Origin of the sequence: Enterobacteriaceae endosymbiont of Donacia crassipes, from assembly GCF_012569785.1 — a bacterium.
Classification (GTDB): domain Bacteria; phylum Pseudomonadota; class Gammaproteobacteria; order Enterobacterales; family Enterobacteriaceae.
In genome coordinates this window covers 30014-41863 of sequence record NZ_CP046202.1, presented here as the reverse complement: position 1 = coordinate 41863, position 11850 = coordinate 30014, and the positions used below count along the sequence as shown (strand labels likewise).

Annotated in this window: 9 protein-coding genes; 6 read left to right on the top strand and 3 right to left on the bottom strand. The window is 17.8% G+C overall.

The window, feature by feature from the left end; all coding sequences use genetic code 11:
- Positions 1-75 precede the first annotated feature (75 nt).
- Genes GJT95_RS00215 through tadA form a run of 3 tightly spaced genes read right to left on the bottom strand, consistent with a single transcriptional unit; the run spans position 76 to position 2422 of the window.
- Positions 76-642 carry a DJ-1/PfpI family protein gene (locus tag GJT95_RS00215; RefSeq protein WP_169785795.1) on the bottom strand — a complete coding sequence of 189 codons (567 nt, stop codon included), beginning with the start codon at positions 640-642 and terminating at the stop codon, positions 76-78.
- 48 nt (positions 643-690) lie between these two features.
- Entirely contained in the window at positions 691-1941 is a 1251-nt protein-coding gene (locus GJT95_RS00210) for a serine hydroxymethyltransferase (protein WP_169785794.1), read from the bottom strand.
- Between the two features lies 1 nt (position 1942).
- Positions 1943-2422: a tRNA adenosine(34) deaminase TadA gene (gene tadA / locus GJT95_RS00205; protein ID WP_169785793.1), complete on the bottom strand. Its 480-nt coding sequence runs from the start codon at positions 2420-2422 to the stop codon at positions 1943-1945.
- A 231-nt stretch (positions 2423-2653) separates the two neighbouring features.
- On the opposite strand from tadA, the gene hisS reads away from it, so the two are divergent.
- The 6 genes from hisS to ligA all read left to right on the top strand — a co-directional run bounded on the left by hisS (position 2654) and on the right by ligA (position 11797).
- A complete protein-coding gene (gene hisS / locus GJT95_RS00200; protein ID WP_169785792.1) occupies positions 2654-3955 on the top strand; it encodes a histidine--tRNA ligase in 1302 nt (433 codons plus the stop codon).
- A gap of 453 nt (positions 3956-4408) precedes the next feature.
- Positions 4409-5776 carry a ribosome biogenesis GTPase Der gene (gene der / locus GJT95_RS00195; RefSeq protein WP_169785791.1) on the top strand — a complete coding sequence of 456 codons (1368 nt, stop codon included), beginning with the start codon at positions 4409-4411 and terminating at the stop codon, positions 5774-5776.
- A 54-nt stretch (positions 5777-5830) separates the two neighbouring features.
- Complete coding sequence (dusA, locus tag GJT95_RS00190; RefSeq protein ID WP_169785790.1) at positions 5831-6811, top strand: tRNA dihydrouridine(20/20a) synthase DusA; 981 nt, start codon at positions 5831-5833, stop codon at positions 6809-6811.
- Positions 6812-6869: 58 nt separating this feature from the next.
- Positions 6870-8246 carry a replicative DNA helicase gene (gene dnaB, locus GJT95_RS00185; protein WP_169785789.1) on the top strand — a complete coding sequence of 459 codons (1377 nt, stop codon included), beginning with the start codon at positions 6870-6872 and terminating at the stop codon, positions 8244-8246.
- 93 nt (positions 8247-8339) lie between these two features.
- Positions 8340-9749 carry a cysteine--tRNA ligase gene (gene cysS / locus GJT95_RS00180; RefSeq protein ID WP_169785788.1) on the top strand — a complete coding sequence of 470 codons (1410 nt, stop codon included), beginning with the start codon at positions 8340-8342 and terminating at the stop codon, positions 9747-9749.
- The gene (gene ligA / locus GJT95_RS00175; protein ID WP_169785787.1) at positions 9731-11797 is read left to right on the top strand and encodes an NAD-dependent DNA ligase LigA; all 2067 of its coding nucleotides are present in this window, start codon (positions 9731-9733) and stop codon (positions 11795-11797) included. The genes cysS and ligA overlap by 19 nt, the downstream gene beginning before the upstream one ends.
- Positions 11798-11850 lie beyond the last annotated feature (53 nt).

Genomic DNA, 11850 nt, shown 5'->3' with positions numbered 1-11850 from the left:
TTAAAAATTTTATAAAAAAATTAAGTATAAATATTTTTATTTTTAAAATAAATTTTATAAAAATTCAATAATTAATTATAATTCTTGTTCAATTTTTAAAGATATTTTTTCACCTAAAAGGATTTTAATTAATTTTAAATTGAATTTAATTGCATATTTAACACTTTGTGCTGTTAATAATTTATATTTATTATCCCAAAAAACTGGGTATTTTTTCCATTGTTGATATGGAATTAAATGTTTTAATCCTAAATATCCAGTCATTTTTGCATTTGGAAAAAGATTATTTGAACATATAACCATAGATGGAGATGCACATATTGCTCCTATTATTTTATTATTTTGTTTAAAAAATTTTAAATATTTTAATAAAATTTTATTTTTTTGAAAATGTTCTGATGCTTGTAATCCACCAGGAAGAATAAGTGCAGATTCATTACTAAGATTAATATTTTTTAAATCATTTATAAAAATATTACTAATAATTTTTGTACCATGTGCACATTTTATTTCACGTTTATTATTTGTACTTACTAATTTAGTATCTATATTACTTCTATTTAAAATATCTATGGAAGATATTGTTTCTATATCTTCGATACCATCTGTAACAAAAATTACAACAGAAAAAATTTTTATCATTATATTGACCTTATTATTTTACTTAAATATATTTAATTTTATTAAATTCTATTTATTAATATATATAGGAAATTTATTACATAATTTAATTATATCATTTTTTATATTTTTAAAATATATATTTGTATGATTTAAAATATTTATAATATAAATTGTTAATATCTTTATTTCTTTTTCTTTAAAACCTCTTTTTGTAACAGCTGGAGTACCTATTCTTATACCAGATGTGATTGAAGGAGGATTTTTATCATAAGGAATACTATTTTTATTAACAATAATATTATAATTTTCTAATAAAATTTGAGCTTCTAAACCTGTTATATTTTTATTAGTTAAATTAAGAATAAACATATGAGTATCAGTATCATTAGATACAATTTCATAATTATGTTTTTTAAATATTTTTACCATTAATTTTGAATTTATTAAAATTTGTTTTTGATATATATTAAAATTAATATTTAATGCTTCTTTAAAAGCAAAAGCTTTAGCAGCAATAATATGCATTAATGGGCCTCCTTGACTTCCAGGAAATACTGCTTTATCAATTTTATAAAATAAATTTTTATTTTTTTTTGTTGATAATATCATACCACCTCTAGGACCAGATAAAGTTTTATGTGTAGTACTAGTTATAACATGCGCATAAGGTAATGGATTAGGATATAATCCAGCAATAATTAAACCTGCAATATGTGAAATATCAACAAAAAAATATGCATTCACTATATCAGCAATATGTCTCATTTTTATCCAATTACATATTCTAGAATATGAAGAAAATCCTCCAATAATCATTTTTGGTTTATATTTTATTGCTAATTTTAATAAATTATCATAATCGATTATTCCATTATTATTTATTTTATAAGATATATTTTGATAAAATTTTCCTGAAAAATTTACTTTAGATCCATGAGTCAAATGACCTCCGTGTGAATTTTCTAAACCCATAATTATATCTCCAGGTTTTAATAAAGCCATATATACAGCAAAATTAGCTTGTGAACCTGAGTGTGGTTGTATATTTACATAATCTGCATGAAATAGTTTTTTAGCTCTTTTAATAGCAAGATTTTCAATTTGATCTATATATTTACAACCACCATAATATCTATTATTAGGATATCCTTCTGCATATTTATTTGTTAATTTTGATCCTTGAATATTCATTACACCATATGATGTATAATTTTCAGAAGCTATTAAATTAATATTATTTTCTTGTCTTTCAGATTCTTTTTTAATAATATTAAATAATTTTGGATCAAAATTAAATATTTTTTCTAATTTTTCCAAATTAATAAACCTTTTTAAGAAAATTATTTTTTTTCCTTTTTAAGAAAAAAAATTTTTTTATAATATTTGTACATTCTTTTTTTAAAATACCAGAATTAATTTTTAATGTATAATTAATATTATATGTACTTAATAAATCTATAAATGATCCTGTATTATTATATTTTTTATTATAAGTACTAAAAACTAAACGTGAAATTTTACTAATAATTATAGCTCCAGAACACATTAAACATGGTTCTAATGTTACATATATAGTTGTATTTAATAATCTATAATTTTTTAAATATTTTGCTGCTTTTCTTAAAGCTATAATTTCTGCATGTCCTGTAGGATCATTATTTTTTATTGAATTATTAATTCCATAAGAAATAATTTTATTATTTTTTATAATAATAGCTCCTACTGGTATTTCTTCAGAATATTCTGCTAATTTAGCAAAATTTAAAGCACATTTCATCCAATAAATATCATTTTTCATTTAAATATACATTGTTTTGTTTAACTATATTAAATATAATACTTATTATCATTTATATGATATATATCATCATATATATTTTATAAATAATTTTAAAATATTTTATAAATAAATTTAAAATTAATAATTTTAAATTTTATTAACATCTGAAGTAATTAAATTTTTTTTTATATTATTATAATGAAATTTAAATTTTACTAAAATTAATATTTATAATAAGAGATATTTATAGTGATAAAATTAATAACAGCTGTCCATGGCATGCATGACTGTTTATTTCCTAATACTATATTATGGAAAAATATTGAAAATATAATTCAAGATACTTTAAATAATTATGGTTATCAAGAAATTAAATTACCAATTTTAGAAAAAAGTGAATTATTTAAAAAAACTATTGGAGAATATACAGATGTTATAGAAAAAGAAATGTATACTTTATCTGATAAAAATAATAATTCTTTAACTTTACGTCCAGAAGGTACTACAGGTTTTATTAGAGCTATAATAGAAAATAATATATTCCATAATAATAGAAGATTTTGGTATAATGGTCCTATGTTTCGTTATGAAAGACCTCAAAAAGGAAGATATAGACAATTTAATCAAATTGGTGTAGAAATTCTTGGGTTAACATCTCCATATATTGATGCTGAAGTTATTATTATAATGAATAATATATGGAAAAAATTAAATATTACAAATAATATTTTTTTAGAAATTAATTCTATTGGATCATTAACAGATAGACAAAAATATATAAAACAATTAATATTATTTTGGAAAAAAAATTATTTTTATTTAGATTTAAATGATAGAAAAAAAATATATACAAATCCTTTAAGGATACTAGATAATTATAAATATAAAAATATTAAATTATTAAATTATGCACCTAAATTATACAATTTTTTAAATAAAGAAAGTATAAATAAATTTAATAAATTTTGTGACATTTTAAATTTTATGAATATAAAATATAATATTAACCATTATTTAGTAAGAGGATTAGATTATTATAATGATATTGTTTTCGAATGGAAAAGTTATGATATAGGTAGTAAAAATATTTCTAAAACTATTTGTGGAGGAGGAAGATATGATAAATTAATTAATAGTATGAGTAATGGTAAAAATAATAGTGGTTTTGGTTGTGCTATAGGAATTGAACGTTTATTATTATTAGTACAAGTTAATAAATCATTAGAATTAAATATTAATCACTTAATTGATATTTTTTTAATTCCTATGGAATCTAGTGATAGTTTAAAAAAAATTTTAATAATTGGAGAGTTAATTAGAAAAAAATTTCCTAAATTTAGAATAATTATTAGTTATCTTTTCCAAAAAATAAAAAAACAAATCATCCAAGCAAATAAATATAAAGCACGTTTTATATTAATAGTAGGTCCGAAAGAAATAAAACAAAATTTAATTATTTTCAAAGATTTATATCTTAGAAAACAAATAACTGTATCAGAAAATCAATTAATATTTAATTTAGAAACATATTTTAATAAATATTTATTTTAAAAAATGAATATTAATTATTGAAAATAAAATTTATGATTAATTAAATTAATCATATTATATTTTATATATATAAAAATAATATTTACTAAAAAAATATTTTTTATTCTATTAAAATAAAATAATTAAATTAATTAATAAATTTTTTTAGAAAAATAATATTTTTAATATAATTATGTTACAAATAATAGTATTATTTTTATCTTTTAGAATATGTTAGAATAAAAAGGTTTAAGTTATTAAAAAAATTATTTATACAAATAAATTTAATATTGAATATTAAAATAAAGTTATAATTTTAAAAAAATTATTCAAATTTGTATTATAAAATATTTTATATAATTATTATTTATATAATAATTAGTAATTAATTAGATATAAGATAAATTTTTTTAATAATAAAAAAATATTTATATAAAATATATATAATATATTTATTTAAGATTTAAATTACATATGATAAATACAAAAAATAAGATAATATTCCAATACCCTATTATTACTATATTAGGTGATAATAATGTAGGTAAATCTTCTTTATATAATATTTTAATAAAAAAATATGACTCATTAGTTAATAAAATACCAAATTTTACAATAGATAAAAAATATAGTATAGCTAATATTAAAAATATAAAATATATCTGTGTAGATACAATTAGTTATAATAAATTCCAAGAAAATAATTCTTTAATAAAGAAAGAAATTTTATTCTCAATTAAAGAATCAAATTTAATTTTATTATTAATAAGAGGAAATAAATTAAATATTTTAGATTATAAAATTATAAGTTATATTAGAAAATATAATAAACAAGTAATTATTATTTTAAATATAAAAAAACAAATATTTTTAGATAATGAATTTTATTCTTTAGGTTTTAAATTTTATTTAATAAATATTAAAGATCGTAATAATATTATAAAATTAGAAAAAATATTATATAAATACATCAAAAAAATACGTGATTATAATAAAAATAACACTAATATTTTATATAATAAAATTTATAAAATAAATAAAAATAGTATTAAAATAGCTATTATAGGTATGCCTAATGTAGGTAAATCTACTTTAATTAATAAATTTATTAATGAAAAAAGAATAATTGTTAATGATATGCCTGGAACAACTAGAGAAAGTATTTATATACCATTAAATACTTTAAATATTTTAAATAAAAATATAATTTTAATTGATACTGCTGGGATAAAAAAAAAAACTAAAATTAAAAATAAAATAGAAAAATTTTCAATTTCAGAATCTTATAAAACTATTCATAAATCAGATATTATTTTATATATAATAAATGGAGAAAAAAATTTTTTTTGTAAACAAGATATACAATTAATACAATATATCATATCAAAAAAAAAAATTATAATTATTATTATTAATAAAATAGATCTTTTAACAAAAGAAAATATTTTTTTTTTAAAAAAATTAATAAAAATAAAATTTAAATTTTTTTCTGTAATTGCTATTTCAGCTAAATTTATTTCAAATCTAGATAATATTTTAAAATTAATTTATAAAACTTACAATATGTCTACAAAAATATATCGTACTTCTCAACTTATGAAAATATTAAATTTAGCAACTAGTTTAGTTTTACCTCCATTACATAATGGAAAAAGAATAAAATTAAAATATATACATCAAGTAAAAAATCATCCTTTATTATTTAAAATATATGGTAACCAATTAAAAAAATTAAGTCATAATTATAAACGTTATTTATTAAAATTTATTTATAATAAACTTCAATGTTTTGGTAATATTATAAATATAAAATTTCAAGAAAATAAAAACCCATATAATTAAATACTTTCAAAGTTTATAACTATTAAAACAAAATAAATTATTATCTATTTATAAATGAAAAAAGAAATCCCATATTTTACTTTTGAAATAGCTCCTATGTTAGGGAAAACTAATAAATATTGTAGATATTTTTATCGTAAATTAACTAAAAAATCACTTTTATATACTGAAATGATTCATTCTAATGCAATTAAAAATAATAAAAATCTTTTATTAGATAATAAAAATGTGAATAATATTGTATTACAATTAGCAGGTAATGAACCAAAATTATTAGCTTTGTGTGCCAAAAAAGCAGAAAAAATAGGATATAAAGAAATTAATTTAAATTTAGGTTGTCCTTCCTTAAAATCTCAAAAAGGTAATTTTGGAGCATGTTTAATGAATCAACCTTTAATAGTATCAGATTGTATTAAATCTATGAGCGATAGTGTTTCTATTCCTATAACTGTAAAAATGCGTATAGGTATTAATAATAATGATAATTATTATTTTTTACATAAATTTATTAATCTACTTATAGAAAGTGGTTGTAAAAGATTTATTATTCATGCTAGAAAAGCATTATTATATCAAAATATTAATGTTAAAAAAAATTTAATATTTCCTAAATTAAATTATAAGATTATTTATCAAATAAAAAAAAATTTTCCAAATATAAAGATATCAATTAATGGAGGTATTAAAACTTTATTAGATATAAAACAACATATAAAATATGTTGATGGAGTTATGATGGGAAGAGAAATTTTTAAAAATCCTAAAATATTAATAGATATAGATCCATATATTTATAATTATACATCTATTTTGCAAAATCCTATAATGATAGTAAAATCTATGTTTTCATATATAGAAAAAGAATTACAAAAAGGTAATTCTTTAATAACTATTATTACTCCTTTATTAAATATTTTTTATGGTATTAATGGATCAAATAAATTTAAAAAATTTATTTTTGATAAAAAAAATTATATAAATAATAATAATATAGAAATATTAAATAAAGCTTTATCTTACATAAAAATAGAATAATATATTTACTATTTTAGTAAATTAAAAATTATATTTATATATGGTAAAAAATAATTGAATGAAACAATTTAAAAAAGATCCTCAAATTGAAAAAATAAAAACCCCTCCTCATTCTTTGGAAGCAGAACAATCAATATTAGGAGGATTAATGTTAGATAATAATCGATGGGATCATATTACAAAAAAAATAATAGTAGATGATTTTTTTATTTTATCACATAAGATAATTTTTAATGAAATGAATTATTTAATAGAATTAGGTAAACCTATTGATTTAATAACACTTTCAGAATCTTTAGAAGGTAAAAATAAATTAAGTCAAGTAGGAGGATTTGCATATCTTGCTGAATTATCAAAAAATATTCCTAGTATATCTAATATATCTGCATATGCAGATATTGTTCATGAACGTGCGATTATTAGAGAAATGATATCAGTTGCTAATACAATAGCAGAAGCAGGATATTATCCTAATGGAAGAAATAGTGAATATTTATTAAATTTAGCAGAATCACTTGTATTTAAAATAGCAGAAAAACGTTTAAATAAAGATACTAAACCAAAAAATTTAGAAGAAATACTAGAAGTTACTATTTCTAAAATTGAATCATTTTATAATATGCCTAAAGATGGTATAACCGGAATAGATACTGGTTATCATGAATTAAATAAAAAAACAGCTGGATTACAAAAATCTGATCTTATAATAATTGCTGCACGTCCCGCTATGGGTAAAACTACATTAGCAATGAATATTTGTGAATATACAGCAATATCTCAAGATAAACCTGTATTGATATTTAGTTTAGAAATGCCTTGTGAACAAATTATGATTCGTATGTTAGCATCTCTTTCTCGTGTTCATCAAAGTAAAATTAGAACAGGACAATTAAATGATGACGATTGGAAAAAAATATCAACTACTATGGAAATTTTATTAAAAAGAAAAAATATATATATTGATGATTCTTCTGAATTAACTCCTACAGAAATTAGATCACGTGCTAGAAAAATATTTAGAGAACATAATGGATTATGTTTAATTATGATAGATTATTTACAGTTAATCAGAGTACCATCTTTATCTTTTAATAGAACTTTAGAAATTTCTGAAATTTCTCGTTCTTTAAAAGCTTTAGCTAAAGAATTACATGTACCTGTAGTTGCGTTATCTCAATTAAATAGATCTTTAGAACAAAGATCTGATAAACGTCCAATGAATTCTGATTTAAGAGAATCAGGTTCAATAGAACAAGATGCGGATCTTATTATGTTTATTTATAGAGATGAAGTATATAATGAAAATACTAATTTACATGGTGTTGCTGAAATTATTATAGGAAAACAAAGAAATGGACCTATTGGAACTATAAAATTAATTTTTAATAATCAAATTACACGTTTTGATAATTATTCTAATTATTATAATAATTAGAATAATTAAATTTAAAAAATATTTTTATGATATTTTATATAAAAAAGATTTAATATAAAAATATTATGTAAGATTTTTATTAAGAGATAATCAATGTTAAAAATTTTTAATACATTAAGTAAAAAAAAAGAATTTTTTTCCCCTATTAATAAAAAACAGGTAAAAATTTATGTATGTGGTATAACCACATATGATATGTGCCATATTGGTCATGGAAGAACTTTTATTATATTTGATGTTATTATTAGATATTTAAAATTTTTAGGTTATGAAATTAAATATATAAGAAATATTACTGATATTGATGATAAAATTATTAATATAGCAAAAAAAAAAAATCAAAATATAAAATATTTTACAAAAAATATAATTAATAATATTTCTAAAGATTTTAATAATTTAAATATTTTACCTCCTTATTTTGAACCTAAAGTTACTGATCATATAAAAGATATTATTTGCATAATAGAAAAATTATTAATAAATAATACTGCATATATTGCTAAAAATGGCGATATTATGTTTTCTATTAAAAAATATTTAAATTATGGAATATTATCCAAACAAAAAATAAATTTATTAAAATCAACTTTAAGAATTAAAAATATTAATTTTAAAAAAAATTACAAAGATTTTATTTTATGGAAATTAATTTCTAAATTAGAAATAGGTTGGATTTCACCTTGGGGATATGGTCGTCCTGGTTGGCATATAGAATGTTCTACCTTAAGTCGTAAATATTTAGGAAAATGTTTTGATATACATGGAGGAGGTAATGATTTAATTTTTCCCCATCATGAAAATGAATTAGCACAATCTTCTTGTATAGATAAAAAATTTTATGTTAATTATTGGATACATACAGGAATGATTATTATTAATAATAAAAAAATGTCAAAATCTTTAAAAAATACTTTAAAAATAAAAGATATTTTATCAAAATATAATAAAGAAGTTGTCAGATATTTTTTAACTGCTACTCATTATCGTAGTCCTATTATATACAATGAAATTAAATTAAGACAGGTACAGTCAGTTTTACATAAATTATATATTTCTTTATCTTATCAGAGTTATTCTTTTAAGATAGTAGAAAATTTGAAAAATAATTTTTTTTTATTAGAACAACAATTCTATAATGCTATGAATGATGATTTTAATACTCCTAAAGCATATAGTATTTTATTTAAAATTTCACGTAAAATAAATATTGCGTATCAACAAAAAAAATATTTAATTACTAATTATTTAATTTTAAAATTAAAAAAATTAGGAAATATTTTAGGACTTTTATTTTATAATCCTAAAACATATTTACAAAAAAATATAAATTTACATAATTTTTATGATAAAAATGAAATTGAACAATTAATAAAAATTCGTAATATTGCACGTCATAATAAACTTTGGAATAAAGCAGATTTAATTAGAAAAAAATTAAAAAATAAAAATATTTTTTTAGAAGATACTATTAATGGAACTATATGGAAGAAAAAAATTTAAAATTTTATATTAATAAAATAATAAATATTTTATATAAAATTTCTAAGCTTTTTTTTTATAAAAAAAAAATAATAAAGTTACGTAAAATAATTAATAATTATAATTATAAATATTATGTTTTAAATAATTCTAATATTTTAGATTATCAATATGATAAATTAATTAATAAATTAAAAAAATTAGAAGATTTATATCCTTATTTAAGAGATAAATATTCTCCTACTCAAATAGTAGGTACTAAATCAACATTAATATATCAAAAAATAAAACATAAAATGTTAATGTTATCATTAAATAATGTTTTTAATGAAAATGATCTATTAAAAAATTTTTTTTATCCTATAAAAAAAATTGTTAATAAATTTGAATTTTGTTGTGAATTAAAATTTGATGGAATAGCAGTTAATTTATTATATAAATATGGAATACTATTTAGTGCCTCAACAAGAGGAGATGGTTTAATAGGAGAAAACATTACTAAAAATGTATTACAAATTGAGGATATTCCTCATATTTTAAAAGGAAATATATTTCCTAAATATCTAGAAGTTAGAGGGGAAATTTTTATTTTAAAAAAAAATTTTCAAACATTAAATCAAAAAAAAATTATTAGATCTAAAGTATTTAGTAATACAAGAAGTGCTACTTATGGAATTCTAAAATCAAATAAAAATTATAATAAAAAATATTTAAATTTACTAAGTTTTTTTAGTTACGGTATTGGATTTGTAAATAAAAAATTTGCTTTTAGTCAAAAAGGAATATTAAATAATTTAAAAACTTGGGGTATTCCTATATCACAATATACTAAAGTTTTATCTTCTTATAATAAGATAACTAATTATTATAAATTTTTTCAAAAAACTAGAAATTTATTACCTTATAATATTGATGGTATTGTTATTAAAATAAATAATATTCAACAACAAAATATTATTGGTTATACCAATCATGCTCCTAAATGGTCTATTGCATATAAATTTCCTTCACAAGAAAAAATAACATTACTAAAAAAAGTAATTTTCCAAATAGGACGTACAGGAATTTTTACCCCAATTGCTAAATTTGATACTGTTAATATTACTGGAGTTAATATTAATTTTGCAACATTATATAATATTAATGAAATAAAAAAATTAGATTTAAAAATAGGAGATACAATTGTTATACAAAGATGTGGAGATGTAATTCCTAAAATTACTCATGTAATTAAAACAAAAAGATTTTCTAAAAAAATAAAAAAAATTTCTATACCTAAAATTTGTCCTAGTTGTTATTCTTCACTTCAAATAAAAGAGAATTATTTATTTTGTCCAGCAGGACTATCTTGTAAATCTCAACTAAAAGCATATTTAAAACATTTTATTTCTAGAGATGCTATAAATATTAGTTTTATAGGAAATCAATTAATTAATAAACTTGTAGAACAAAATTTAATAAAAAATGTTATAGATTTATTAAATTTGAATATTAAAATTTTATCTAAAATAAATAATTTAAACATTAAATCTATTAAAAAAATTTTAAAATCTTTACAAAAAAAACAAAATGTAATATTCAATAAATTTTTATTTTCTTTAGGTATTCCTGGAATTGGAAAAGTAACATCATATAAAATATCATTATCTTTCAAAACATTAAATAAGTTTTTAAATACTAATATAATTGAATTACATAATATAAAAGGAATAGGAAAAAAAAATTTAATAAATATTTTAAATTTTATTAAAAATCAAGATAATATCTATGTAATTACTAAATTATTAGAAAAAATAAATATTATTTATCCTAAAAATATTTTAAAAAAAAATTTTTTTTATAAAAAAAAAATTTCTATTACTGGGACATTTATTTCTATTAAAAGATCATATATTTTAGATCAATTAATTATTTTAGGTGCTAAAATAGTTGAAAGTATTAATAAAAAAACTAATTTATTAATTTTAGGTAAAAATCCTGGTTCTAAATTATCAAAAGCAAATAAATTAAATATTAAAATTATTAATGAAAATCAAATAATTTCTTTATTAAAAAAAAAATCATTTTGATTTTTTTTACAAAATTTAAATTTGTGAATTATAAAAATCAATGATATTATTGT

Excerpts from the sequence above, each read along its gene's own strand:
- GJT95_RS00215 (WP_169785795.1), bottom strand. The coding sequence starts at position 642 with ATGATAAAAATTTTTTCTGTTGTAATTTTTGTTACAGATGGTATCGAA.
- tadA (WP_169785793.1), bottom strand. The coding sequence starts at position 2,422 with ATGAAAAATGATATTTATTGGATGAAATGTGCTTTAAATTTTGCTAAA.
- der (WP_169785791.1), top strand. The coding sequence starts at position 4,409 with ATGATAAATACAAAAAATAAGATAATATTCCAATACCCTATTATTACT.
- dusA (WP_169785790.1), top strand. The coding sequence starts at position 5,831 with ATGAAAAAAGAAATCCCATATTTTACTTTTGAAATAGCTCCTATGTTA.
- dnaB (WP_169785789.1), top strand. The coding sequence starts at position 6,870 with ATGAAACAATTTAAAAAAGATCCTCAAATTGAAAAAATAAAAACCCCT.
- cysS (WP_169785788.1), top strand. The coding sequence starts at position 8,340 with ATGTTAAAAATTTTTAATACATTAAGTAAAAAAAAAGAATTTTTTTCC.
- ligA (WP_169785787.1), top strand. The coding sequence starts at position 9,731 with ATGGAAGAAAAAAATTTAAAATTTTATATTAATAAAATAATAAATATT.